Source organism: Sinorhizobium glycinis, from assembly GCF_001651865.1.
Classification (GTDB): Bacteria; Pseudomonadota; Alphaproteobacteria; order Rhizobiales; family Rhizobiaceae; genus Sinorhizobium; species Sinorhizobium glycinis.
This window is the reverse complement of the sequence record NZ_LPUX01000053.1, coordinates 613,976-637,084: the sequence shown is the minus strand read 5'-3', so window position 1 is coordinate 637,084 and position 23,109 is coordinate 613,976. Positions and strand designations below refer to the sequence as shown.

Sequence of the window (23,109 nt, the reverse complement as noted above, 5' to 3'; positions counted from 1 at the left end):
ACATGTCCCAATTGTCTGCGCCTGCCGTACAAGGATCTGAAAATGCGCGTCGCCTGCTAGGCTTGGCGCTCGGATCCATCGGCGTCGTCTATGGCGACATCGGTACGAGCCCACTCTACGCTTTCCGCGAAGCGCTGCGCCCGGTTGCGCATGACGGCGTGACGGACGTGGAGATCATCGGCCTGATTTCGCTGATGATCTGGTCGTTGACGATCATCGTGACGATCAAATACGTGCTCTTCCTGTTGCGGGCCGACAACCAGGGGGAGGGCGGAACGCTCTCGCTCCTGGCCTTGTTGATGAAGACGGCCAACGGCCACACGTGGATTCTGTTTTTCATGGGGGTCGCTGGAGCGGCGCTCTTCATCGGCGACGCGATGATCACGCCGGCGCTCTCGGTTCTCTCGGCTGTCGAGGGCCTGAAGCTGGTGACGCCGGCGCTCTCGGATTATGTCGTTCCGATCGCCGTCGTCATCCTGCTGCTCCTGTTTGCCGTGCAATCGAAGGGAACCGCAGCCGTCTCCAATTTCTTCGGGCCGATCACGCTCGTCTGGTTTCTGGTGATGGGCGGCATCGGTCTCGTCCATATCGCCGACGATCTGTCGATCTTCTCGGCTTTCAACCCTCTCTACGCCGCGACCTTCCTCTTCAACGAAGGCTATGTCGGCATCATCGTATTGGGGGCTGTCTTCCTGACGGTTACGGGGGCCGAAGCGCTCTATGCCGACCTCGGCCATTTCGGCCGGCGGCCGATCCAATGGGCCTGGTTCGTCATTGTCTTTCCGGCGCTCACCTTGAACTATCTCGGGCAGGGGGCCTTCATCCTCGAGCATCCCGAGGCGATGTCCGACCCGTTCTTCCTGATGTTCCCCAAATGGGCGCTGCTTCCCGTGGTCATCCTCGCAACGGCCGCGACCATCATTGCCAGCCAGGCCGTGATCACCGGCGCCTTCTCGCTGACGCGCCAGGCGATCCATCTCGGCTTCCTGCCGCGCATGGCGATTTTCCATACGTCGGAGACCCATACGGGCCAGATTTACCTGCCGAACGTCAACACGCTGCTGATGTTCGGCGTCATGGCGCTCGTATTCGTCTTCGGTTCGTCCGAGGCGCTCGCGACCGCTTATGGCATCTCCGTCACCGGCGCCATGGTGGTGACCACCATGCTTGCCTTCGAATTCCTGCGGGTGCGCTGGAACTGGTCGGCCTTGTGGGCCGCCGCGGCGCTGCTGCCGCTCCTCGTGCTGGAATTCGTGTTCCTGGGCGCGAACATGCTGAAGATCCACGACGGCGGCTATGTGCCGATCCTGATTGCGGCGACCTTTATCATCGTCATGTGGACATGGAAGCGCGGCACCGCGATTCTCCATGCCAAGACGCGCCACATCGACATTCCGCTGGCAAGCTTCATCAAGTCGATCGAACGCAAGAGCGAGCATGCGCCGGTCGCCGTGCCGGGCACGGCGATCTTCCTGACGAGCGATCCGGATTCGACGCCGGCCGCCCTCCTGCACAACATCAAGCACAATCACGTGCTGCACCAGCAGAACTTCATCCTCACGGTCCGCACCGCCAACACCCCCAAGGTGCCCAAGGAAGAGCGCGTCAGCGTTCGGCCGCTGTCGGAGCGCTTTACCCTCCTCGAGATGAGATTCGGCTACATGGAGACCCAGAACGTCTCTCAGGCGCTCGGCCTCTTCCGCAAGTCGGGCCTGAAGTTCGACATCATGTCGACGTCCTTCTATCTCGGCCGCCGCAAGCTCGTGCCCGACGCCCAGTCCGGCATGCCGCACTGGCAGGATCGCCTTTTCATCGCGCTCGCCAACGCGGCCATCGACCCGTCCGACTATTTCCGACTGCCGACCAACCGTGTCGTCGAACTCGGCTCCCACGTGATCATCTGACGAGCCCTCGCCGGACTACGGCGCATTAACCAAACATCAAGGTTAATGCTTCATTTTCGAGGCACCAACGAAGCGGTCCCGGCCAGCCGTCTGACCGCTTCAAGATCTTAGCGTCCCTGCATGCAAGCTTCGAGCCGGCTTCGCCGGCTTGCGAGAACGCGTGCGCGAGTAAGAGTTGCGTGGAGCGGTATGATGCGTAGGAGTAAGAAGTCGCGTCGCAAGTTTCGCATGTCCTTCTCGGCCTGGCGCGCCCCGGCGATCATCGGTCTCGCCATTTTCCTCGGCTTTCCTACGGTCGCCGCCTATTCCGATCTCGCTACGTTTCTCTCCGGCATCAACCGCGGCGACGGCGAGCGTTGGCGCATGTATCTGACCCGGTCTCCGGCCGGATCGGTTCACGACGTCGAGATGGTATTCGCCGATCCGGTCACGACCGGCGGGCTCGACGGCGGCGCCGGGATGACACTGCCCGACGGCAGACGAGTGGCCGTGACCGCCGAATCAAAGCATCAAGGGGGCACGCCCGACGAGGACCGCGTAACCCGCAAGCTGAAGAAGGGGCGCATCGTTGCCGTCAGTCCGGTGACGCCGCCAAAGGACTTCAGCGCCGGCTCGATCCTCAGGCGAACAAGCTTTCTGACGGAGCCGGATTTCGACGGGGCTGCGAAGATGGCCTTCGTCAAGCCGAACATCAAGGGCAAGGAAATCGAGATCGCAACGGCCTTCTATCGAAGAAAGCCGCCAAAGCCCGATCCCGGCGTTTCGCCGATGCTCGCCAAGCTGGTCACCAACCGCGAGGCCGATATTCTCGCAACCGCTTACGTCCGGCCCGAGCCGGACTATGCGCGCGAATCGCCCTTCGATTCGATCCTTCGGGACGACAAGAACGGTGGGCGCTTCATCCCCGACATCGCGCCCGACGATCATGCCTGGGCGGCGACGGCTTTGCCCGCTTCCGCCTTCAGCAAGGAGGAGCAGACCTGTCTGGCCGAAGGCATTTACTTCGAGGCGCGCAGCGAACCCGTAAAAGGCCAGGCGGCGGTCGCGCAGGTGATTCTCAATCGAGTCCGCAATCCGACCTATCCGAAGACAATCTGCGGTGTGGTCTATCAGAACAAGGCCTGGCGCAACCGCTGCCAGTTCTCTTTCGCCTGCGACATGATCCGCGACCTCATCTATTCCCGATCGCATTGGAAGACGGCGAAGGAGGTCGCGATGGCGGTCACCGCCGGAAAGATCTGGCTGCCGGAAGTCGGCTCTGCGACGCATTACCATGCGACCTATGTAAAACCCGCCTGGGCGAAGACCATGAAGCGGGTGGGGCAGATCGGCCTGCACATCTTCTACCGGACCTATGGCGGCGGCTGGAGTTGACCGGAAACGCGATTCCGGTCGACGGGCGGGTGCAGAGCGACCATGAGGTCCCATGAACGGGGACGATTCCCGTTGCAGTTTGTCGCAGGTGCCGCTAATCTCTCGTAACTCTTTGAAACTATAAAAGAATATTGTCCACCTTCAATGCCCCTGCATGCCTTGACTATGCGGGTGCCTAAAACTATGTTGCGCGCGACTTCAAATGGGGCCGAACCGTGGCTTGAACACCGGCCGTTTGTATGACCGAGATCGCGTTCGACCGCGTGGGGCTGCAAAGGGGAGCCATGTGACGGAGAAGCCGGAAGAAAGTCTGGACGCGCGGCTGAAGCGCCTTGGCGAAAACATCGCGTCGAAGCGCGCGGATGTTTCGGACGAGGCCGAGGTTCGCAGTGCGGAGAGCCGCAAGGGCTACGCAGCGGCGATGAAGCTCTCGAGCGAGTTCATCGCCGGTATCGTGGTCGGGGCGTTCCTGGGCTATCTTTTGGACCATTTTGCGGGTACAGGGCCGTGGGGCATGATCGTCCTCCTGCTTCTTGGGTTCTGTGCCGGTGTGTTGAACGTGCTGCGTTCTGCCGGTTTGGTGGCGACACCCGACCAGAGCGGAGGTGGCTCCGGGAATGAAAAGAAGGACGGTGACGGCGCCTGAGGCGCCGTCCTGAAGAACACGGTTTCCGCTTGCGGGCGGGCAGAACGAAAGAGAAGCGCGGTGTCAAACGATCCGACCCACCAGTTCCTGGTCAACAAGATTGTCCCGATCGAGATTGGCGGAATTGACTTTTCCTTCACCAATGCGTCGCTGTTCATGGTGGCGACGGTCGGTGCGGCCGCGGGCTTTCTCTACCTGACGACCTCTCAGCGCAGCGTCATCCCGACGCGCATGCAGTCGGTCTCTGAACTGTCCTACGAGTTCATCGCCTCGATGCTTCGCGAAGGGGCGGGTAGCCATGGGATGAAGTTCTTCCCGATGGTCTTCTCGCTGTTCATGTTCATCCTGACGGCGAACCTGCTCGGCATGTTCCCGTACTTCTTTACCATCACCAGCCAGATCATCGTCACTTTCGCGCTCGCCGTGTTCGTGGTCGGCACCGTCATCCTCTACGGCTTCTACAAGCATGGACTGGGCTTCCTGAAGCTTTTCGTGCCGCATGGCGTACCGGGCGCGCTTCTGCCGCTCGTCGTCGCGATCGAAGTCATCTCGTTCCTCTCCCGACCCATCAGCCTCTCGGTCCGCCTCTTCGCCAACATGCTGGCCGGCCACATCACGCTGAAGGTTTTCGCAGGCTTCGTCGCCTCGCTCAGCGCTTTTGGTGCGCTCGGCATCGGTGGCGCGGTCCTGCCGCTCATCATGACCGTCGCTCTCACCGGTCTTGAATTCCTGGTCGCCTTCCTCCAGGCGTATGTCTTTGCGGTGCTGACCTGCATGTACCTCAATGACGCCGTCCATCCGGGAAGCCACTAAGGAATAACAGTCGCTCGCTTCCGGTCGGCTCAGCCGCCGGAGGCGCAAATCCTAAGCCGCAACACCATTCGAAGGAGTCAATCATGGACGCGGAAGCAGCAAAGTTCTTGGGTGCAGGTCTTGCATGCCTTGGTATGGCCGGCACGGCTCTCGGCCTCGGCAACATCTTCGGCAACTATCTCGCCGGCGCTCTGCGCAATCCGTCGGCTGCTGACGGCCAGTTCGGCCGCCTCGTATTCGGCTTCGCCGTTACGGAAGCTCTGGGCATCTTCTCGCTGCTCGTAGCCCTGCTCCTCCTCTTCGCCGTCTGATAACGGCTGAAGTTTTGGCCGCGATCCTTCGGGATCGCGGCCGCGCATATCTTTAAGTGCACCTTGGAGGTGAGCATGTTTGTGACCGCGGCCTATGCCCAGCAGTCAACCACCACTGAAGGCGCCGAAGCACACGATGCCCCTGCGGCCGGTGAGGTGCACACCGAAACCGGTGTGGCCCACGAAGGCGAGCATGGTTCCGGCGTGTTCCCGCCCTTCGATTCGACCCATTTTGCTTCGCAGCTGCTCTGGCTGGCGATCACCTTCGGGCTTTTCTATCTCCTGATGTCGAAGGTCATCATTCCGCGCATCGGCGGGATTCTCGAAAAGCGCCATGACCGCATCGCCCAGGATCTCGACGAGGCCTCCCGCCTCAAGGGCGAGGCCGATGCCGCGATCGCTTCTTACGAGCAGGAACTGGCAAACGCCAAGGCCAAGGGCCACTCGATCGCCGACACGGCCCGCGAAGAGGCCAAGAGCAAGTCCAATGCCGACCGCGCTGCCGTCGAGGCCGAGCTCGCAAAGAAGATCACCGCTGCCGAAGCGCGCATCGCCGAGATCAAATCCAAGGCGCTTGCCGACGTCGGTGCGATCGCCGAGGAGACGGCCACGGCCGTCGTCAAACAATTGATTGGCGGCGACGTCACGAAGACCGAGATCGCGGCGGCCGTCAAGGCTTCGGCGGGGAACTGAGGAGCAGGGAACAATGGCACTTGATGCGACTTTCTACGCCCTCGTCGGCCTGATCCTCTTCCTCGCTCTCATCGCCTATCTCAAGGTGCCGGGCAAGATCGCCGAAGCGCTCGATGCGCGTGCCGACAAGATCGGCAACGAACTGGCGGAAGCCAAGCGCCTGCGCGAAGAGGCGCAGAGCCTTGTTGCCGAGTACCAGCGCAAGCGCAAGGATGCCGAGGCGGAAGCCGCCAGCATCGTCGCTGCCGCCCAGCGCGAGGCGGAGATGCTGACGGCGGAAGCCAAGCAGAAGACCGAGGACTATGTCGTCCGCCGGACGGCACTTTCCGAACAGAAGATCAAGCAGGCAGAGAGCGACGCGATCAACGCGGTTCGCGCGGCAGCCGTTGATCTCGCCATCAGCGCGGCAGAAAAAGTGCTTGCGACCAAGACCGACGCCAGCGCACAGGAAGCGCTTTTCAAGAAGGCGCTCGGCGAGGTCAAGGGACGCCTGAACTAGGCTTCGAGCGCGGTTTGCGAAGTTGAGAGCCCTGCCGCTTGGTGGGGCTTTTTCTTTGAGGCGAACCTGTCAAGCACAGGGATGAGGGCGGCGTCGCGTCTGCGGCGCGGAAAAGCCATTTTTCAGCCCAAGGACCTGGGCCGCTGGATTCCTGTGACAAGCACAGGAATGAGGATCGGGGGAGAAGCCTCGCCGCAACCGGCGCAGCAGGGCTACTGTCGTATACGGTGATCAGGCGCACAGGGACGCTGTAGCACTTTGACTCTCCCATGCTTTTATCCTTCAATCGGCTACGATTAAGGAAACATGCGAGCAGCGCAGCAACGGCGTTGCCGTCAGGAGTTGGCGTCGAGCGGTTCAGCGCTCATTGCCACGGGCTGCTCCTGGTCCTGCCGAAAGGGGCGGAAGCTCATGCGATGCAATGAACAAGGTCCGTGACTGTCGATGGCGTTGCGGTGCCTGACGGTGGCATAGCCTGCGTGCAGCGCGAAGCCATAGGCGGGGAAGGTCGCATCGGCACGGGCCATCATGCGGTCGCGCGTGACCTTCGCGACGATGGAGGCGGCGGCGATCGACACGGAACGGGAATCGCCCTTGATGATCGCTTTCGCGTGGCAGGGGAGGCCCAGTGGAACGTCGCGGCCGTCGATGAGCGCGAAGCGCGCCGCAATGGATAGGCCGTCGATCGCGCGACGCATGGCGTCGAGACTGGCCTTGAGGATGTCGGTCGCGTCGATATGTCCGGCCGAGGAGGAGGCGATCGATACGGTCGCCGTCGCCATGATCTCGCCGAACAGCGCTTCGCGCTGTTCGACTGTCAGGAGTTTGCTGTCGTTGAGGCCGGCAGGCACGGCATCGGGGTCGAGGATCACCGCTGCTGCCACCACCGGGCCGGCGAGCGGTCCGCGGCCGGCTTCGTCTGCGCCTGCGACCGGCCAAAAACCATCCCGCTTGGCGGCGATTTCGAAGCTGAAGTCCGGAAGGACCGGGTCGAGTTGAAAAAGCGGGGAATCGGGCGACTTGCGACGTGACATGCGGGGGACCCTCGCATATTCGCCCGATTCCCTTCAAGCCCCCCGGTAACGTGTGCGGCGGTCACCGGGAGGAAAGCCAGCGCATCCTGAGGCAAGGGAGGCGCCGGAAACAAAAATTGTGATAACTTCTAACCACTCACCCTCAATCACGCGCCCGTGCGTGCCGGCGGCCTCCTACAGCAACGACAGCTGCACACCCATCCCCAGCGGGGGCACGAAGATATCGTGCCGCAACTGGCGGCGGGTGAGGTTGAGCTCCAGGCGCTTGGCGGCAAGTTCGAACCGGCGGCCGATCTGCCACGCATAGGGGCCGGCACCCTTCATGCGCTTGCCGAACTCGGCGTCATAATCCTTGCCGCCGCGCATCGAACGGACAAGCGACATCACATGCCTGTAGCGGTCCGGATAGTTTCGGAGCAGCCAGTCGCGGAAGAGCGGGCTCACTTCGAGCGGCAGGCGCAGGAGCACGTAGCTTGCTTCCGTGGCGCCTACCGTTTTCGCTGCATCGAGCACGCGTTCGATCTCGTGGTCGTTGAGAGCGGGAATGATCGGCGCCACCAAGACGCCGGCCGGAATGCCTGCTTCCGAGACTTCGCGAATTGCTTCGAGCCGCTTGGGCGGCGTCGAAGCCCGCGGCTCCATGGCGCGCGCCAGCTTGCGGTCGAGCGTCGTCACCGAAATGCCGACGCGCGCCAGGCCCTTTTCCGCCATCGGGGCGAGCAGATCGATGTCACGCGTCACCATGGCAGACTTGGTCACGATCATCACCGGATGATTGGCAGCCTTCAGAACCTCGAGGATCTGGCGCATGATGCGCCACTCTTTCTCGATCGGTTGATAAGGGTCCGTGTTGGTGCCGATCGCGATCGGACGCACCTTGTAATCCGGCTTCGCCAATTCACGTTCCAGCAAGCGGGGTGCGTCCGGCTTGGCGAAGAGCTTCGATTCGAAATCGAGCCCCGCCGAGAGTCCCATATAGGCGTGCGTCGGCCGAGCGAAACAATAGATGCAGCCGTGCTCGCAGCCTCTGTAAGGATTGATGGAGCGATCGAAGGAAATGTCGGGCGACTCGTTGCGCGTGATGACGTTGCGGGGTTTTTCGATCTGAACTTCCGTCTTGAACGGCGGCAATTCCTCGATGGTCTGCCAACCATCGTCGAAGGCATCTCGCGTCCGCGGCTCGAAACGGCCACCCATATTGAGGGCGGCACCGCGTCCCCTGCGGCGATCGATTTCTATTCTGACGCCTGTCCCGGTGACGATGGCTTCCGCCAGCTCTGCGCTATTGCCGGGCGCGAAAGCACCCTGCCTGAGTTGAGACAGCTCGGTCATGGACATCTCCTGGGAACCGATTTGCGACTCCGTTCCGCTCTGATTATTTTCCTACCGCACTGATTGGAACAAAGCAAGAACAAAATGCCGCTGCGGCTCGTAATCGCCGAGTCAGGCCGCTAACACCCCCCAAGAATTGTGGTATTAGAACCGGCGATGCGCTAGGAGACAGTATGCTGACGATCATAATGGAGACAAGGGACAACGAAGCGGAACTCGCGCAGACATTGTCCGTGCTTGTCGCCGGGGCAGTCGAGGGGCTTGTCAGCGACGTCATCATTCTGGATCACGGCTCCAGAGATGGTTCGGTGCTTGTCGCCGATGCGGCCGGCTGCCGCTTCTGCGCCGAATGGGACCTTGCCGACATCGTTCGTTCGGCGCGCGGCGATTGGCTGATGCTGCTTGAGCCGGGCGCTCGTCCCATCGGGCGCTGGGTGGACGAGCTTATCGAATATGTCTCGCTAAACAAGGATCCGGCGCGGTTTTCACCTTCTCGCATGCATAGGCGGCCGCTCCTCAAACGTCTGTCGCAGCGGAGTGCGCCGCTCGAAGCTGGGTTTCTGATGCGCAAGCAGGACGCCGTAGCGGTGGCGCGCGCCGATATGCGGCTCGGCGACATTGCCGCCGCCCGGGCGGTCCGCAAGCTGGCGACCGAACTCGTTCCGGCCTGGGTTGCTGTCGGGCATCGATCTGCGGCGGCCGAGCGGGTGTGAAAGGCTCTAAGCCTTTCAACTTGGGTGTTGCCGTCACAAAAGGGGCTGCCTTGCGGTACCCCCTGAAGAGCTTCTCAAATAACCTTGCCGACAAAAGGTCTTGCCATGTTGCCCCATCTCAACTTTGGCGGAGCACCATGTCCTATGGCTTCGTAGGTCTCTTTCCAGGAGATGAGACGGAAAGAGGCGTCTTCGCTTCGCCCGATACGAATGCTGGCTACGTACATGCCTTCCGGCGAGCTGACGTGCAGCAATATAGCGGCTTCAACCGTGAGTGACTGTTCCAAACGGAACAGTAAAGCTGTCAGCCGCGTTTCAGGTGCTCATCCAGCCGTGGCATGATCTCGACGAAATTGCAGGGCATGTGCCGGTAGTCGAGCTGCTGCTTCAGGATCCCATCCCAGGCATCCTTGCAGGCGCCCGGCGAACCGGGCAGCACGAAGATGAAGGTGGCATTGGCAACGCCGCCCGTTGCCCGCGACTGGATCGTCGACGTACCGATCTTGTCGTAGGAGATCCGGTGAAAGACCTCGGAAAACCCGTCCATGCGCTTCTCGAAAAGCGGCTCCAGCGCTTCGGGCGTCACGTCGCGGCCGGTGAAGCCGGTCCCGCCGGTGGTGATGACGACGTCGATCGACGCATCCAGCGTCCAGGCCTTCACCTGACCGTAGATCTTCTGCCGGTCGTCCGTCACGATTGCGCGCGCCTCGAGCCGATGGCCGGCTTCGCGTATGCGTGCCTCGAGCGCGTCGCCGGACTTGTCGTCAGCGCGCGTGCGCGTATCCGAAATCGTGAGGACGGCTATGCCGACGGGAATGAAGGGGCGTGTTTCGTCGATGCCGGGCATTGCCTATCCTCGCTTCCCCGAGGTTCGGGTGGCTAGAACGTACCACCCGGGATGATCGGCGGAAATGCGTTGCGCCGCCGCAGCCGCCTTTTCGTCGCCGTCGAACAGGCCGAAGCACGTGGCGCCCGAGCCCGACATCCTTACGAGATCGGCATCCACGGTCTGCAAGGCGCGCGACACCGCCTCGATCGTCGGCTCCAGGGCTCGCGCCGGCCGCTCCAGATCGTTGCGCATCCCGGCGAGTGCCGCCAGCCAGTCCGCCGCCGTGCGGGCGCCGTGCGGGAGGGTCAGGGGAGGATTGCTCTTCTCGGCGAGCATCCGGAAGATGACGGGCGTCGAGACGGCGACGAGCGGATTGACGAGGACGATCGCGAAGGTCGGCAGATCGGCAAGGAGGGCTATCTCTTCCCCGATCCCCTTGGCAAGCAGCGGCCTGCCCTCGAGGCACATCGGCACATCGGCGCCGAGTTCCAGGGCGAGGCTGATGAGCCTTTGCGGGGCGATCTCTGCCTTCCACAGCGAAAGCAGACCTCGCAACGTCGCTGCCGCATCTGCCGAGCCTCCGCCGATGCCGGAGGCGATCGGCAGGTTCTTCTCCAGGTGCACATGGACAGGGGCGGCAGCGTCGCCCCGCCCGATCAGTTCCCGCCGCAACAGGTCGCGAGCCCGCAGCACCAGGTTGCCGCCCTTGCTATCCGCCGAAACCGGCAGATCGCGTGAAAAGGGGCCGGATACTGTGAAGCGGTCGGCATCCGCCGGCGCCAATGCTATCCGGTCGCCGCACTCTGCAAAGGTGACGAGACTTTCCAGAAGGTGATGTCCGTCGGCGCGCCGGCCGACGACATGCAGTGCCAGATTGATCTTGGCCGGCGCCGCGCAGGTCAGCGCGAAGCCGGCTATGCCATCCGTCTGCATGGATCAGGATTTCTTGCCCGGTGCGGCGACTTCGGGGCCTGGCTTCTTCGGCAGCGTCTCCTTGGCGTCCGCCGCGGCCGGGACCCGCTCCTTGAGCGGCGGCAAGCCTTTCTCGATCTTTGCCTGGATCTTCGGAATTTCCGCTTCCTCGGGCTTCATTTCGAGCGCCTGGTTCCACTGGAAGACGGCCTCGAGCTTGCGTCCGACCCTCCAATAGGCATCGCCGAGATGGTCGTTTATCGTCGGGTCGCCGGCCATCAGTTCGGCGGCGCGCTCCAACTCGGTCACGGCCTCGTCGAAGCGGTTCATGCGGAAATAGGCCCATCCGAGCGAATCGACGATGTAGCCGTCGTCGGGCTTCAGCTCGACCGCCTTGCGGATCATCTCCAGGCCCTTGTCGAGATTGATGTTCATGTCGACCCACGAATAGCCGAGATAGTTCAGCACCTGCGGCTGGTTCGGGTTGAGCTCCAGCGCCTTCAGGAAATTCGGCTCCGCCTTCGCCCAGATCTTCTGCCGTTCATAGGCGATCCCCCGCTGGAAGAACACCGTCCAGTCGCTGCGCTTCGGCACCGGGCCGATCGCCTCGACGGCGCGGTCGTAAAGATCGCCCATCTCCTTGTACGCCTTGGCGTCGGAAAGCACGCTGCCATAGGCGAGATAGTTGCGGATGTTCTTCGGATCGACTTCGATCAGCGCCTGCAGGTGTTTCTTCGCCTCGTCGACCTTGCCGACGCCGGCAAGCGCCAGGCCGAGCTGAAGCTCGGAGACGCGGCGCATCGGCGAATCCGCCGGCACGCTCTTGTAAAGCGCAATCGCCTCATCCTGCTTCTTCAGATTTTCAGCGATGCCGCCGAGCATGACCAGGATGTCGGCGCTTTGCGGATCGAGGTGCCGTGCCGTCTGCAGGTAGAGCGTGACGATGTCTTCAGCTCCCTCGCGGTTGAGGGCGCCGCCGATTGAAAAGAGGACTGCTGCAGCCCCCTGCGCGGCGTTGCGCACCTGCTGCTCCTGGGGCTCACCCTCTTCGATGCTCTTTCTGAGCGCCTCGAGCGGCGTGTAGTTGTTGACGAGGCTCTCGCCGACGGAAACCGTGTCCAGCGCCTTCTGCCGGTTGCCCTCGCTGGCTTCGAAGCGTGCCAGCGCCTCGACGGCGCGCATGAAGGTATCCGGTGCGGCACCGCCGCCCTCCCGGTCGAGAATGGCGTCGTTCAGCCTGCTGCGGGCGGTCGCCTTGTCGCCAGCCGCAAGAGCGATCGCACCGGCATGGTAGTTCTTGAACACCCGGAACCATTCCGGCCCTTCGAGAGCCTTGATCTGGGCAATGGCCTCCTTCGGCCGGCCCTGCCCGAATTTCGCCCAGGCTGAAAGGAGAGTGCTCATCAGCCGGTCGAGATCGTTCGGACCCTGGTAGTTCAGGAGCTTCTGGGCACTGCGATATTCACGCTTGCGGATCGCTTCGATGGCCCGGGCGGTCGTGGTGATCCGCTCGACGGCCGGATCGGATTTCAGCGCCTCGGCGATCTTGACGCCTTCGTCGAACTTGCCGCTCATCAGCAGCGTGATCATCAGCCGCTGCTTGACCTCGGTATTGTCCGGGTCGAACCTGAGGGCGATGCGGTAGAGTTCCGTCGCCGTTGCGAAATCGCGATCGACGTCGGCGGTCCGCGCCGCCAGGAAGGCGCCGGCGAAGGTATTGACGCTCCTGATGTCGAAAGGCCGGGCATCCTCGACGGCCGCCTTCTCTTCAGCAAAGGCTTGGTGGCTGCCGGTCACGCACAGGAGAGCCAGCATTGCCGCGCCGCCGAGGAGGCGAAGGAATGTATTATGCCGCATGTCAAACCTTTCGTTGCCGATCGTCTCGGCTCGCCGCGTCTCTACTGTTTGTTCCGGAGTCGATCGCAAGTTGCCGAACGCAAGTATTGAAGAATAGAATGGCTTTTTTGGCGCAACGCGGCAAGAAATTCCTCCGCGGGAGAATATTGCGTCTCGCCCTGGCGCTCAGCTCACCCGATCGATGCAGAAATCGATCACCTCGATCAAGGCCGACTTCCAGGGAGAAGCCGGCAGCGGTGCGAGAGCATCGCGCGCAATCGTCCCGTAGTGCTGGGCGCGCGCGATCGTGTCGGTCAATCCGCCGTAGCGGCGGATGAGACCGAGCGCCTTGTCGAGGTTGACCGCATCGCTGGCGCCGCCCTCGATGGCTTCGCGCCAGAAGGCCCGATCCTCCGGCGTGCCGCGACGGTAGGAGAGGATGACCGGGAGCGTGATCTTGCCCTCGCGGAAGTCGTCGCCGACATTCTTGCCGAGATCACTCGACGAGCCGCCATAGTCGAGAACGTCGTCGACGAGCTGGAAGGCGAGGCCGAGGTTCATGCCATAGGATTTCAGCGCGTTGCGGTCGGCCCGGCTGGCGCTCGCAACGATCGGCCCGACCTCGGCGGCAGCGGCGAAGAGCGCCGCGGTCTTGGCGCGGATGACCTGCAGGTAATCGTCCTCGGTCGTCTCCATGTTCTTGGCGACGGAAAGTTGCAGCACTTCGCCTTCGGCAATCACCGAGGCGGCGGTCGACAGCACATCGAGCGCGTCGAGCGAGCCGACGTCGACCATCATGCGGAAAGCCTGTCCGAGCAGGAAGTCGCCGACGAGCACGCTCGCCTGGTTGCCCCAGATCGTCCGCGCCGTCGATTTGCCGCGTCTGAGGTCGCTTTCATCGACCACGTCGTCGTGGAGCAGCGTCGCCGTATGCATAAATTCGACACTGGTTGCGAGCTTGACATGGGCGTCGCCCTCGTAGCCGAACATTGAAGCGGCAGCGAGCGTCAGCATCGGCCGCAACCGCTTTCCGCCGGAGGAAATCAGGTGGTTGGCGACCTCCGGGATCATCTGCACGTCGGAGCCCGCTTTGGAGAGGATGAGCTGGTTGACGCGCTCCATGTCAGACGCCGTCAGGTCGACAAGCGGCTTCACCGACGCCTGTTTGTTTTTATTGTCTTCCAGCGGTATCACTACGCCCAACGCCCCGGACTCCTGCTTCGTTGTCGGGTTTGACAATAGAAAGCGGGGCTTCGGGCGGCAAGAGGCGAATTGCCTCGCCCGCTGCAATTTAAGACGGGATCATTGAGACAAATGATAGAACTGATCCGCACCAACGACGCCGTGCTTCTCTCCTTTGCGGAAAGCCTGATGAAGGATGCCGGCATTGCATGTCTCATTGCCGATCGGGACATGAGCATCCTCGAAGGCTCGCTTGGTCTCTTGCCGCGGCGATTCCTGGTGGCCGAAGAGGATGCCGAGAGAGCCCGGCGCATTCTGATCGATGCCGGTCTGGAAAAGGAACTCCGGCAATGATGCCTCGCCTGCCGCAGAGCGGCTGGCCATCCGAGGGGCAGCCGCAATGACGACGACGGCGGAAACCGTGGATGCGTTTCACCGCGGCAGGTTCCATCTGATCCAGCCGCTCGGCCAGGGCCATCGCTCGGGAATGGATGCGATGCTGCTTGCTGCGCTCGTTTCGTGCGAGCGCTCCTGCCGTGTCGCCGATCTCGGTGCGGGCGCGGGTGCGGCCGGCATGGCGGTCGCCTCGCGGCTCCCAGAGGCTGAGGTGCTGCTCGTCGAGCGTTCGCCGCTCATGGCGGACTTTGCCCGCCGCAGCCTTGCCTTGCCGGAGAACACGCGCTTCGCCGCGCGGGTCGCCGTGCTCGAGGCGGATGTCGCGCTGAACGGCAAGGCGCGTGTTGCAGCCGGTCTCCCGGACGACGCCTTCGATCACGTGATCATGAATCCGCCGTTCAACGACGCCGCCGACCGCAGGACGCCGGATCGGCTCAAGGCCGAGGCGCATGCGATGAGCGACGATCTCTTCGAGACCTGGATCAAGACGGCCGGGGCGATCACGAAGCCGGGCGGGCAGCTTTCGCTGATCGCGCGGCCGGAATCGATCGCCGAGATCATCGCGGCCTGCGGCCGCCGCTTCGGCGGCATCGAGATCACGCCGCTCTTGCCGCGCGCCGGCGAGAATGCGGTCAGGATCCTGGTGACGGCGATAAAGCAGAGTCGCAAGCGCCTGGTTCTCCGGGCACCGCTGACCATGCATGCTGAAGGGACGCACCATTTCTCGCCCGAGGTCGATGATCTCAACAATGGCCGCGCCGCCTATTGCCGCCGATGATTAACGGTAAGCGTGCCATTGCGTTTGCGGCGCCAATGCATACATGCAGGGACAAGTTCGTATCGGGCAGGAGTTGAAATGGCCGGGTTCTTGAAAAAGCTGATGCCGAGACGTTTTCGCAAGGACGGGATTGCGATCCCGGCGATCCGGCTTCACGGCACCATCATGTCCGGGGGCGGGCAGTTCCGCCCGGTTCTCAACCTCGCAACCGTCGCGCCCCTTCTCGAAAAGGCCTTCTCGGTCAAGGAGGCGCCGGCCGTTGCCATTTCCGTCAATTCGCCCGGCGGCTCGCCCGTCCAGTCCCGGCTGATCTATCAGCGCATCCGCGATCTTGCGGATGAGAAGAAGAAGCGCGTGCTGATCTTCATCGAGGACGTCGCCGCCTCGGGCGGTTACATGATCGCGCTCGCCGGCGACGAGATCATCGCCGATCCGAGCTCGATCGTCGGCTCGATCGGCGTCGTGTCCGGCGGCTTCGGCTTTCCGGAGCTTCTGAAGAAGGTGGGCGTTGAACGGCGCGTTTACACGGCCGGCGAAAACAAGGTCGTTCTCGACCCGTTCCAGCCGGAAAAGGAGCGTGACGTCGAGTTCCTCAAGAGCCTTCAGCTGGATATCCACGACACCTTCATCCAGCTTGTCAAGGCCCGCCGCGGCTCGCTGCTTGCCGACCATCCCGATATATTCTCCGGCCTCTTCTGGACCGGGCGGCGCGGCCAGGAACTGGGCCTCGTCGACGCTCTCGGCGACATGCGCGGAGAGGTGAAGAGACGCTACGGTGAAAAGGCTCGCCTCGAGCTGATGCAGCCGACCCGCAGCCTCTTCGGACGCCGCCAGCCGGGTGCCGCGGTCGCCGGGTCACTCGCCGCACCCTTGGCGGCTTCGGCCGCCGCGGGCCTGATGGAGGCGATCGAGGAAAGGGCACTTTGGGCCCGCTTCGGCCTGTGAGACAATGGTAACTGGTCGGTGACATCGGGTCAGGCGTGCAAGGCCGCTGTAACACGAGGTGCTGCATCTCCCGTCCGGCATCCGGTCCAAGGAGGAGCAGAGGAGAAACCATGCCGCAGATCATCCTGCTCTTGATCGTCGCCCTCATTGCCTGGATCGGCTACCGCAAGTTCATCGCCGATGCCCGGAAAGTGACGCGTCACCAGGAACGCTTGCGCCGGGAGCGCGAGACCGGCGCCAACGGGACGCTCGTCAAGGATCCGAAAACCGGAGAATACCGCCTGAAGCGCGAGGACGAGTGACGTCCGCCGAACTAATGCATGTCGCCCAAAAGCGTGCAGCGGTTTGGGACAACGATATGCATAAAAACAAAGACCTAAAGCGCGTCGCCTGAACCCGTTTGAACGCGACGCGCTTCAGGGTCAGGACCTATCGCTCCCTTCGGCGCATCGGGCCAAGGCGCTTGACCCTTGCCCTGCGGCATGGCACCTGTCCCGGCGAGATTTCGAAGAATTCGGACCTGATCCCATGACCACCGCCTCCCTGCCGGACCATATGAACCCGAAGCGTTCCTTCCAGGCCCTGATCCTGACGCTGCACAATTATTGGGCCGACAAGGGCTGTGCCGTGCTCCAGCCCTATGACATGGAGGTCGGTGCCGGGACGTTCCACCCGGCGACGACGCTGCGTGCGCTCGGGCCGAAGCCCTGGCGTGCGGCCTACGTCCAGCCCTCGCGCCGCCCGACCGACGGCCGCTACGGAGAGAATCCGAACCGGCTCCAGCACTATTACCAGTACCAGGTGTTGTTGAAGCCGAATCCTTCGAACCTGCAGGAGCTTTACCTCGGCTCGCTGGAGGCGATCGGCCTCGATCCGCTGCTGCACGATATCCGTTTCGTTGAGGACGATTGGGAAAGCCCGACGCTAGGCGCATGGGGGCTTGGCTGGGAGTGCTGGTGCGATGGCATGGAAGTCTCGCAGTTCACCTACTTCCAGCAGGTCTGCGGCATCGAGTGCTCTCCGGTTTCCGGTGAATTGACCTATGGCCTCGAACGCTTGGCGATGTATGTGCAGGGCGTCGACAATGTCTACGACCTGAACTTCAACGGCCGCGAGGGTGCGGAGAAGATCACCTACGGCGACGTGTTCCTGCAGGCCGAGCAGGAATATTCTCGGCACAATTTCGAATATGCCAACACGGCCATGCTGCATCAGCATTTCATCGACGCCGAGAAGGAATGCGTGGCGCTGCTCGCCGCCGGCGCGCCGGGAGACGCCGGCAACAACCGCCTGCACAAATGCGTTCTTCCCGCCTACGACCAGTGCATCAAGGCGAGCCACGTCTTCAATCTTCTGGATGCCCGCGGCGTTATCTCCGTGACGGAACGGCAGAGCTATATCCTGCGGGTGCGCACGCTGGCCAAAGCCTGTGGCGAAGCCTTCCTGCTCACCGACGCAGGGGGTGCGAACTGGAACAGGGAAGCCGCCTGATAGGCGACGACGCTGATCCTCCGTCCGCAGGGCCGGACGCCCTAGTCACCGTCCGCGCGGCGGAAGACGCCTCCCTGCATTGCAAGCAGAAGAACTCGCTTCCATCGAGCCGCCACATCGCTTCCAGCGTCATATAGGCGCCGTTCGATAATTCGCCGGCATAGATTTGCAGTGCGCGGCGGATACCGGCCGGCCTCTCGACCGGTGCTGCGCTCGCGTGGGCAGTGAACAGCGCCGTAAAGGCGACGACGTTGATGAAAGTGGTGAGCGAAGTCATGGTCTTGTCTGCATGTTGCGGTTGTTTGATGATTTGAGTATCGGACACAAGCGCTCGTCGCGCCGTTACCGGCGGAACAGCTCGCCGCTGGCCAAAGGGCGACATGAAAACTGCTGCCAGGCATTGATTTTTAGTCGGTCCGACGGGGCGGGCGGCAATCTTGCGGCCGAGCCGGTTCGATCGCGGAAATGCCTTCGAATTGGAGCGGGGAAATGTATGCTTTTTGCCGGCGCGTCCTGTATATCGCACGCGGAGTCGGTGCTAACCTCCGGCGGGTTCTGAAGGAGGGCATTTTATGATCGGGCTGGCAATCGGGGTCGCCGTGATCCTCTACCTGGTGTTCGTCTACAACGGCCTCGTCAAGGCGCGGCAGATGGCCGAAGAGGCCTGGTCCGGCATCGACGTGCAGTTGAAGCGCCGCGCCGACCTCATCCCCAACCTGATCGAGACGGTGAAGGGCTATGCGGCACACGAGAAGTCGACGCTCGAGGAGGTCGTCGCCTTGCGCAACCGGGCCCAGGCTGTCCCGGAGGGCGACATCGCCGGGCGAGCGGCTGCGGAAGGGGCGCTCTCGCAGGCGCTCGGCCGGCTCTTTGCGCTTGCCGAAGCCTACCCGGATCTGAAGGCCAATGAGAATTTTGCCGAGCTTCAAAGCTCGCTGGAGACGATCGAAGGCGAGCTCCAGATGTCGCGCCGTTATTACAACGGCGCTGCCCGCGATCTCAACGTCAAGGTCGAAAGCTTCCCATCCAACCTGATCGCCAACACGTTCCGCTTTGCCAAGGCCAGCTATTTCGAGATCACCAACGAAGCGGATCGCGCTGTGCCGTCGGTCAGGTTCTAAGCCGGCGCGGAAGAGGAAAATCCTGATGAGGCGGCTTCTCGCGGCGCTTGCGTTCGTGCTTCTGGTCATTGCCGCACCGTTCTCGGCGGCGGCGGAAGAGATCATTTCTTCCTACCATTCGGTCATCGACGTCGCCAAGGACGGCACCCTCGCGGTGACCGAAACGATCACCGCGAACGTCGAAGGCAATCAGATCCGCCGCGGTATCTATCGTGATTTTCCCTTGACCTTTCTCGACCCGAACGGCCAGCGCGTCCGGGTGGATTTCAAGCTTGTTTCCATCGAGCGCGATGGCGAGCAGGAGGACTACCGCACCGAAACGATCAGCGGCGGCATCCGCATCTACACAGGCAACGCCGACGTCTTCCTGCCGCGCGGCGAACATATATTTCAGATCACCTATGAGACCGGCCGCCAGATACGCTTCTTCGACGATCACGACGAGCTCTACTGGAACGTGACCGGAACCGGATGGGCTTTCCCGATCGAGGAGGCGACCGCGACCGTTACATTGCCGGACGGAGTCGTGGCCCAGGCGCTCGACGTCTTTACGGGCGGCTACGGCGCCACCGGAAAGGATGCGCGCGCGGTCGAGGAGGGGGGCGAGATCTTCTTCGCCACCACGCGCAGGCTTCGCCCCCAGGAAGGCCTGACCGTCGCGATCAAGCTGCCGAAGGGGAGCATCGACCGGCCGAGTGCCTCACAGCAGAACATCTGGTGGCTGCGCGACCACCTGGCGCTGGTCATCGCCGGTGCCGGCCTCGTCGCCGTGGGCCTTTATTACGGGCGTGCCTGGGTGCGGGTCGGTCGCGACCCGGCCCGCGGCGTCATGGTGCCGCGCTGGGACCCGCCGGACGGCATTTCGCCCGCCCTCGTCAACTACATCGACAACAAGGGTTTTTCCGGCGAGGGCTGGACCGCGCTTTCGGCGGCGGTGCTCAGCCTGGCGGTGAAGGGCTACGTCGTCCTCGACGATCTGAAAAACGCGATCATTGTCTCGGCAACGGGAAAGAGCGGCGGCGAAAAGCTCCCGACCGGCGAGGCGGCGCTGATGAAGGCGGTCGAGGCGGCCGGCGGCACGCTCAAGATCGACCGGGCGAACGGCAAGGCGGTGGCGGCCGCCGGCTCCAGCTTCCGCAGCGCCATGGAGCGCGAGCATCGCGGCAAGTACTACCGGGCCAATGTCGGCTACATCATCGGCGGCGTCGTGCTCTCGATCATTGCGCTTGCGGCGCTTTTCATCTTCGGCGAGCTCAGAGAAGAGACGATTCCTTTCATCGTCGTCCCGGTCTTCGTCGCCGTATTCGTTTCCAGCTTCGCCGTTTCGGTCGGCAAGTCTCTGAGGCGCGGGTTGAGCCTCATGCGCCGCATTATGTCGATCGTCGGGCTGGCCTTCATCGGCTTTGTGCTGGTCGCGGTCTTTTCGAGCATCCTGGCGGTGGTCATCTTCTCGGCGACGGAGCCGGACGACCTGCCGCTCTTCTTCGCGATCGGCGGCATCGTGCTCGTCAATGGGCTCTTCTACTACCTGATGGGTGCGCCGACACCGCTCGGCACCCGGATGATGGATGGTATCGACGGGCTCCGGCAATATATGACGCTTGCAGAGCAGGATCGGCTGAACATGCAGGGCGCGCCCGAAATGTCGCCGCGGCATTTCGAAACGCTCTTGCCCTACGCCGTCGCGCTCGGAGTCGAAAAGCCCTGGACCGAGACCTTTGATCGCTGGCTGCTGGCAGCAGCCGGGGGAGCGGCAGCCGCCGCCTACCAGCCGAGCTGGTATCATGGCGACGCCTTTGGTCCCGGATCTTTCTCCGACACGATCGGTGGCTTCGCCGGATCGATGGCCGATACGATGACCTCTTCGCTGCCGCCTCCGCCCAAGAGTTCGTCATCCGGCTTTTCTTCCGGCGGCGGCTTTTCCGGCGGCGGAGGCGGTGGTGGTGGCGGCGGCGGCTGGTAGAGCCGGCCAATTTCCTAGCTGCACTTGATGACATTCCCGCCGGAGCTTGCTAAGTCCCGAGGCAACCGTCGGAACAGAACAAAGTCTCGAATTCATGCCCGATCTTCTTATTGAACTGCGCTCAGAAGAAATTCCTGCCCGCATGCAGCGCAAGGCGGCCGGCGATCTGAAGAAGCTCGTAACGGACGCGCTCGTCGAGGCCGGCCTCACCTATGAAGGCGCGCGCGAATACTGGACGCCACGCCGGCTGACGCTCGACATTCGTGGTTTGAATGCGCGCTCCGCCGATGTCCGCGAGGAGCGCAAGGGTCCGCGCACCGACGCCAACGAGAAGGCGATCGAAGGTTTCCTGCGCGCAGCCGGCCTCTCTTCCATCGGCGAGGCCCATGTCCACAGCGATGCCAAGAAGGGCGATTTCTACGTCGCTCATATCGTCAAGCCCGGCCGCGATGCAGAGGATATCATCGCCGAGGTGATGCCGGCGATCATTCGCGATTTCCCCTGGCCGAAGTCCATGCGCTCCGGTGCAGCCTCCGCCAGGCCGGGCAGCTTGCGCTGGGTGCGGCCGCTGCAGTCGATCGTCTGCACCTTTGGCTCGGAAACCGAGGAGACCAGGGTGATCCCTTTCCAGGTCGACGGCATCGTCGCCGCGAACGTCACCCACGGCCACCGCTTTCACGCGCCGGAGGCGATCACGGTGCGCCGCTTCGCCGACTATTCCGACAAGCTCGAAAAGGCGAAGGTCGTGCTCGACGCCGAGCGTCGCAAGGAGATCATCGCCGCCGATGCCCGCAACATCGCCTTCGCCAACGGCCTTGAACTCGTCGAGGACGAGGGCCTGCTCGAGGAAGTGGCAGGTCTCGTGGAATGGCCTCGGGTGCTGATGGGAAGCTTCGAGCAGAGCTATCTCGAAATTCCCTCCGAGATCATCCGCCTGACGATCAAGACCAACCAGAAATGCTTCGTGACGCGGCAGCCGGGCTCGGAAACGCTGTCGAACCGCTTCATCCTCATCTCGAATATCGAGGCCAAGGACGGCGGCAGGGAGATCGTCCACGGCAACGGCAAGGTCGTGCGTGCCCGCCTTTCCGATGCGGCGCATTTCTGGAAACGCGACCAGGGCGATCTGCCGGATCTCGAGACGCTGGAGCCGTCCGCCGAGAAGTTCGGGCTCGATCTGAAGAAGCCGCTCGACCAGCGCATGGCGAAGCTCGATGCGCTGAACGTCACCTTCCATGCCAAGCTCGGGACGCAGGGCGAGCGCGTCGGCCGCATCCGCTCGATCGCCTTGGCGCTTGCCGAGGTCACCGGCGCCGACCAGGCCCTGGTCGATCGCGCCGCCGTGCTTGCCAAGGCGGATCTCCGCACCGAGGCCGTCGGCGAGTTCCCTGAACTGCAGGGCATCATGGGCCACAAATATGCGGTGCTGCAGGGCGAGAGCGCCGCTGTCGCCAACGCGATCGAGGACCATTACAAGCCGCAAGGCCCCTCCGACCGCGTGCCGACCGATCCGGTGGCGGTCGCGGTAGCGCTCGCCGACAAGCTCGACACGCTCGTCGGCTTCTGGGCGATTGACGAGAAGCCGACGGGCTCGAAGGATCCCTATGCGCTGCGTCGTGCCGCACTCGGTGTCATCCGGCTCATTCTCGAGGGCAGGGCGCGTCTTCCGCTGCTGCCGTTCTTCGACATCGCGCTAAGAGCCCTCATGGCGCAGCGGCCCGAAGTGGCCGGCGATATCGCCGCGGACCTTCTCGCCTTCTTCCATGATCGGCTGAAGGTCTACCTGCGCGATCTCGGGGCGCGCTACGACCTTATCGACGCGGTATTGACGTCGGAGGCCGATGACCTGTTGATGATTGCGCGGCGTGTCGAGGCGCTGACGGCCTTCGTCACGGCCGAGGAGGGAAGGAACCTCCTTGCCGGAACGAAGCGCGCCACGCAGATTCTCGCGGCCGAAGAGAAGAAGGGCACGGAGGTCGCAGACATGGTCGACGAGAAGCTCTTCCGGCTTGACGCCGAGCGCACCCTGCACGCCTCGATCAAGCTCGCCTCCGACGATGCTCGCGAAGCGATCGGCAAGGAAGATTTCCGCTCCGCCATGGAAGCGCTCTCCAGATTGCGCGAGCCGGTCGATGTGTTCTTCAACGACGTGCTTGTCAATGACGAGGACCAGGCGATCCGTGCCAACCGGCTTGCGTTGCTCGGGCTCATCCGCACGGCGACTGGCGAGGTCGCGGATTTCTCGAAGATCTCGGGATAAGTCCACCGGTTCGAAGGCGATTTCAACGGGCGCGCTGCTCATCTCACTTGCTCCGATGCTGTTCAGCTGACGCGTGT

Annotated in this window: 22 protein-coding genes; 16 read left to right on the top strand and 6 right to left on the bottom strand. The window is 62.9% G+C overall.

What is annotated here, in order from left to right; all coding sequences use genetic code 11:
• Positions 1 to 2 precede the first annotated feature (2 nt).
• The 7 genes from AU381_RS07970 to AU381_RS07940 all read left to right on the top strand — a co-directional run bounded on the left by AU381_RS07970 (position 3) and on the right by AU381_RS07940 (position 6,240).
• Positions 3 to 1,904, top strand: coding sequence for a potassium transporter Kup (locus tag AU381_RS07970; RefSeq protein ID WP_064241202.1), 1,902 nt, complete (start codon positions 3 to 5; stop codon positions 1,902 to 1,904).
• Between the two features lie 192 nt (positions 1,905 to 2,096).
• Positions 2,097 to 3,278 carry a cell wall hydrolase gene (locus AU381_RS07965; protein WP_064241860.1) on the top strand — a complete coding sequence of 394 codons (1,182 nt, stop codon included), beginning with the start codon at positions 2,097 to 2,099 and terminating at the stop codon, positions 3,276 to 3,278.
• Between the two features lie 286 nt (positions 3,279 to 3,564).
• Positions 3,565 to 3,924 carry an AtpZ/AtpI family protein gene (locus tag AU381_RS07960; RefSeq protein WP_064241201.1) on the top strand — a complete coding sequence of 120 codons (360 nt, stop codon included), beginning with the start codon at positions 3,565 to 3,567 and terminating at the stop codon, positions 3,922 to 3,924.
• A 60-nt stretch (positions 3,925 to 3,984) separates the two neighbouring features.
• Positions 3,985 to 4,737, top strand: a complete 753-nt coding sequence (locus tag AU381_RS07955; protein ID WP_064241200.1) for a F0F1 ATP synthase subunit A — start codon at positions 3,985 to 3,987, stop codon at positions 4,735 to 4,737.
• Between the two features lie 83 nt (positions 4,738 to 4,820).
• Positions 4,821 to 5,048, top strand: a complete 228-nt coding sequence (locus AU381_RS07950) for a F0F1 ATP synthase subunit C (RefSeq protein ID WP_026612986.1) — start codon at positions 4,821 to 4,823, stop codon at positions 5,046 to 5,048.
• A 75-nt stretch (positions 5,049 to 5,123) separates the two neighbouring features.
• Positions 5,124 to 5,741, top strand: coding sequence for a F0F1 ATP synthase subunit B (locus tag AU381_RS07945; protein ID WP_064241199.1), 618 nt, complete (start codon positions 5,124 to 5,126; stop codon positions 5,739 to 5,741).
• A 13-nt stretch (positions 5,742 to 5,754) separates the two neighbouring features.
• On the top strand, positions 5,755 to 6,240 hold the full coding sequence (locus tag AU381_RS07940) for a F0F1 ATP synthase subunit B (protein WP_064241198.1): 486 nt from the start codon (positions 5,755 to 5,757) through the stop codon (positions 6,238 to 6,240).
• A gap of 335 nt (positions 6,241 to 6,575) precedes the next feature.
• Here AU381_RS07940 and AU381_RS07935 read toward each other — a convergent pair whose 3' ends face one another.
• Both AU381_RS07935 and AU381_RS07930 read right to left on the bottom strand, forming a co-directional pair.
• Positions 6,576 to 7,274, bottom strand: a complete 699-nt coding sequence (locus tag AU381_RS07935) for a ribonuclease HII (RefSeq protein ID WP_064241197.1) — start codon at positions 7,272 to 7,274, stop codon at positions 6,576 to 6,578.
• Between the two features lie 174 nt (positions 7,275 to 7,448).
• The gene (locus tag AU381_RS07930) at positions 7,449 to 8,606 is read right to left on the bottom strand and encodes a PA0069 family radical SAM protein (RefSeq protein WP_064241196.1); all 1,158 of its coding nucleotides are present in this window, start codon (positions 8,604 to 8,606) and stop codon (positions 7,449 to 7,451) included.
• 173 nt (positions 8,607 to 8,779) lie between these two features.
• Between AU381_RS07930 and AU381_RS07925 the strand changes: the two genes are divergently transcribed.
• Positions 8,780 to 9,319 (top strand): glycosyltransferase family protein, encoded by a 540-nt coding sequence (locus tag AU381_RS07925; protein WP_064241195.1) that lies wholly within the window; start codon positions 8,780 to 8,782, stop codon positions 9,317 to 9,319.
• A 304-nt stretch (positions 9,320 to 9,623) separates the two neighbouring features.
• On the opposite strand, the gene moaB is transcribed toward AU381_RS07925, so the two are convergent.
• The 4 genes from moaB to AU381_RS07905 form a co-directional block, all read right to left on the bottom strand.
• The gene (moaB, locus tag AU381_RS07920) at positions 9,624 to 10,166 is read right to left on the bottom strand and encodes a molybdenum cofactor biosynthesis protein B (RefSeq protein WP_064241194.1); all 543 of its coding nucleotides are present in this window, start codon (positions 10,164 to 10,166) and stop codon (positions 9,624 to 9,626) included.
• Positions 10,167 to 10,169: 3 nt separating this feature from the next.
• A complete protein-coding gene (locus tag AU381_RS07915) occupies positions 10,170 to 11,081 on the bottom strand; it encodes a 4-(cytidine 5'-diphospho)-2-C-methyl-D-erythritol kinase (protein WP_064241193.1) in 912 nt (303 codons plus the stop codon).
• A gap of 3 nt (positions 11,082 to 11,084) precedes the next feature.
• Complete coding sequence (locus AU381_RS07910) at positions 11,085 to 12,917, bottom strand: tetratricopeptide repeat protein (protein ID WP_064241192.1); 1,833 nt, start codon at positions 12,915 to 12,917, stop codon at positions 11,085 to 11,087.
• Between the two features lie 165 nt (positions 12,918 to 13,082).
• Positions 13,083 to 14,099 carry a polyprenyl synthetase family protein gene (locus AU381_RS07905; RefSeq protein ID WP_064241191.1) on the bottom strand — a complete coding sequence of 339 codons (1,017 nt, stop codon included), beginning with the start codon at positions 14,097 to 14,099 and terminating at the stop codon, positions 13,083 to 13,085.
• A 111-nt stretch (positions 14,100 to 14,210) separates the two neighbouring features.
• Between AU381_RS07905 and AU381_RS07900 the strand changes: the two genes are divergently transcribed.
• The 8 genes from AU381_RS07900 (at position 14,211) to glyS (ending at position 23,032) form a co-directional block, all read left to right on the top strand.
• Positions 14,211 to 14,432, top strand: a complete 222-nt coding sequence (locus AU381_RS07900; protein ID WP_064241190.1) for a putative signal transducing protein — start codon at positions 14,211 to 14,213, stop codon at positions 14,430 to 14,432.
• A 46-nt stretch (positions 14,433 to 14,478) separates the two neighbouring features.
• On the top strand, positions 14,479 to 15,252 hold the full coding sequence (locus tag AU381_RS07895) for a tRNA1(Val) (adenine(37)-N6)-methyltransferase (protein WP_064241189.1): 774 nt from the start codon (positions 14,479 to 14,481) through the stop codon (positions 15,250 to 15,252).
• Between the two features lie 78 nt (positions 15,253 to 15,330).
• Entirely contained in the window at positions 15,331 to 16,197 is an 867-nt protein-coding gene (locus tag AU381_RS07890; protein WP_064241188.1) for a S49 family peptidase, read from the top strand.
• Positions 16,198 to 16,307: 110 nt separating this feature from the next.
• Positions 16,308 to 16,499 (top strand): hypothetical protein, encoded by a 192-nt coding sequence (locus AU381_RS07885; RefSeq protein ID WP_064241187.1) that lies wholly within the window; start codon positions 16,308 to 16,310, stop codon positions 16,497 to 16,499.
• Between the two features lie 226 nt (positions 16,500 to 16,725).
• Entirely contained in the window at positions 16,726 to 17,688 is a 963-nt protein-coding gene (locus AU381_RS07880; RefSeq protein WP_064241186.1) for a glycine--tRNA ligase subunit alpha, read from the top strand.
• 572 nt (positions 17,689 to 18,260) lie between these two features.
• Positions 18,261 to 18,809: a LemA family protein gene (locus tag AU381_RS07875; protein WP_064241185.1), complete on the top strand. Its 549-nt coding sequence runs from the start codon at positions 18,261 to 18,263 to the stop codon at positions 18,807 to 18,809.
• A gap of 25 nt (positions 18,810 to 18,834) precedes the next feature.
• Complete coding sequence (locus AU381_RS07870; RefSeq protein WP_064241184.1) at positions 18,835 to 20,772, top strand: DUF2207 domain-containing protein; 1,938 nt, start codon at positions 18,835 to 18,837, stop codon at positions 20,770 to 20,772.
• Positions 20,773 to 20,866: 94 nt separating this feature from the next.
• Positions 20,867 to 23,032 carry a glycine--tRNA ligase subunit beta gene (gene glyS / locus AU381_RS07865; protein ID WP_064241183.1) on the top strand — a complete coding sequence of 722 codons (2,166 nt, stop codon included), beginning with the start codon at positions 20,867 to 20,869 and terminating at the stop codon, positions 23,030 to 23,032.
• The last annotated feature ends 77 nt before the right edge of the window (positions 23,033 to 23,109 follow it).

What these genes read in the sequence shown, in the direction of transcription:
- AU381_RS07970 (WP_064241202.1), top strand. Translation starts at nt 3, where the DNA reads ATGTCCCAATTGTCTGCGCCTGCCGTACAAGGATCTGAAAATGCGCGT.
- AU381_RS07965 (WP_064241860.1), top strand. Translation starts at nt 2,097, where the DNA reads ATGCGTAGGAGTAAGAAGTCGCGTCGCAAGTTTCGCATGTCCTTCTCG.
- AU381_RS07950 (WP_026612986.1), top strand. Translation starts at nt 4,821, where the DNA reads ATGGACGCGGAAGCAGCAAAGTTCTTGGGTGCAGGTCTTGCATGCCTT.
- AU381_RS07945 (WP_064241199.1), top strand. Translation starts at nt 5,124, where the DNA reads ATGTTTGTGACCGCGGCCTATGCCCAGCAGTCAACCACCACTGAAGGC.
- AU381_RS07940 (WP_064241198.1), top strand. Translation starts at nt 5,755, where the DNA reads ATGGCACTTGATGCGACTTTCTACGCCCTCGTCGGCCTGATCCTCTTC.
- AU381_RS07935 (WP_064241197.1), bottom strand. Translation starts at nt 7,274, where the DNA reads ATGTCACGTCGCAAGTCGCCCGATTCCCCGCTTTTTCAACTCGACCCG.
- AU381_RS07930 (WP_064241196.1), bottom strand. Translation starts at nt 8,606, where the DNA reads ATGACCGAGCTGTCTCAACTCAGGCAGGGTGCTTTCGCGCCCGGCAAT.
- AU381_RS07925 (WP_064241195.1), top strand. Translation starts at nt 8,780, where the DNA reads ATGCTGACGATCATAATGGAGACAAGGGACAACGAAGCGGAACTCGCG.
- moaB (WP_064241194.1), bottom strand. Translation starts at nt 10,166, where the DNA reads ATGCCCGGCATCGACGAAACACGCCCCTTCATTCCCGTCGGCATAGCC.
- AU381_RS07915 (WP_064241193.1), bottom strand. Translation starts at nt 11,081, where the DNA reads ATGCAGACGGATGGCATAGCCGGCTTCGCGCTGACCTGCGCGGCGCCG.
- AU381_RS07910 (WP_064241192.1), bottom strand. Translation starts at nt 12,917, where the DNA reads ATGCGGCATAATACATTCCTTCGCCTCCTCGGCGGCGCGGCAATGCTG.
- AU381_RS07900 (WP_064241190.1), top strand. Translation starts at nt 14,211, where the DNA reads ATGATAGAACTGATCCGCACCAACGACGCCGTGCTTCTCTCCTTTGCG.
- AU381_RS07895 (WP_064241189.1), top strand. Translation starts at nt 14,479, where the DNA reads ATGACGACGACGGCGGAAACCGTGGATGCGTTTCACCGCGGCAGGTTC.
- AU381_RS07890 (WP_064241188.1), top strand. Translation starts at nt 15,331, where the DNA reads ATGGCCGGGTTCTTGAAAAAGCTGATGCCGAGACGTTTTCGCAAGGAC.
- AU381_RS07885 (WP_064241187.1), top strand. Translation starts at nt 16,308, where the DNA reads ATGCCGCAGATCATCCTGCTCTTGATCGTCGCCCTCATTGCCTGGATC.
- AU381_RS07880 (WP_064241186.1), top strand. Translation starts at nt 16,726, where the DNA reads ATGACCACCGCCTCCCTGCCGGACCATATGAACCCGAAGCGTTCCTTC.
- AU381_RS07875 (WP_064241185.1), top strand. Translation starts at nt 18,261, where the DNA reads ATGATCGGGCTGGCAATCGGGGTCGCCGTGATCCTCTACCTGGTGTTC.
- AU381_RS07870 (WP_064241184.1), top strand. Translation starts at nt 18,835, where the DNA reads ATGAGGCGGCTTCTCGCGGCGCTTGCGTTCGTGCTTCTGGTCATTGCC.
- glyS (WP_064241183.1), top strand. Translation starts at nt 20,867, where the DNA reads ATGCCCGATCTTCTTATTGAACTGCGCTCAGAAGAAATTCCTGCCCGC.